The sequence below is a fragment of the Oceanospirillum linum genome (genome assembly GCF_001995095.2).
Classification (GTDB): Bacteria; Pseudomonadota; Gammaproteobacteria; order Pseudomonadales; family Halomonadaceae; genus Oceanospirillum; species Oceanospirillum linum.
The window spans coordinates 1-411 of sequence record NZ_MTSD02000171.1 but is presented as its reverse complement, the minus strand read 5'-3'; the positions used below and the strand labels follow the sequence as shown (position 1 = coordinate 411).

2 protein-coding genes are annotated in these 411 nt (G+C 42.3%); both read left to right on the top strand.

Translation table 11 applies throughout. From position 1 onward, the window contains the following. On the top strand, window positions 1-211 hold a 211-nt coding region (locus tag BTA35_RS18580), incomplete at its 5' end, for a hypothetical protein (RefSeq protein WP_238377640.1). Window positions 212-230: 19 nt separating this feature from the next. Next, on the top strand, window positions 231-411 hold a 181-nt coding region (locus BTA35_RS18575), incomplete at its 3' end, for a hypothetical protein (RefSeq protein WP_238377639.1).

The window sequence follows — 411 nt, the reverse complement described above, 5'->3', positions numbered from 1 at the left end:
TCAAATAGCTGAAAAAACCTCTCAAGAAGCCGTCATGAAGGTAGCTTCTATAAGCGAGTCAGATCGGCTCCTTAATCACTTCAGGGATGTTATCTCAACGTCATGTCAAAGAGATGTAGATGATGACCGACTTGTTGATCAATTGAATCAACTTCAGGAGGCGCATCAACAGTTATTGGCAAAGCAATGTTTAACTGGGCCTCAGGGCTAATCAAATGGAGTAATTTGCAATGGGGCAATCATCAATATCTATCGCAACACGAGCGTGGATGATTTTGGGGCTATTTGCGATTGGATTGTTGGCGAATACTTTAATGGATGCAGCGAAAATGCGAGAGCATTTGCGTAGCAGCTATGAAAAAGGGGTTACTTTACTTGTTGAAAGTGCTGTAGGTGTAATGACCCATTACC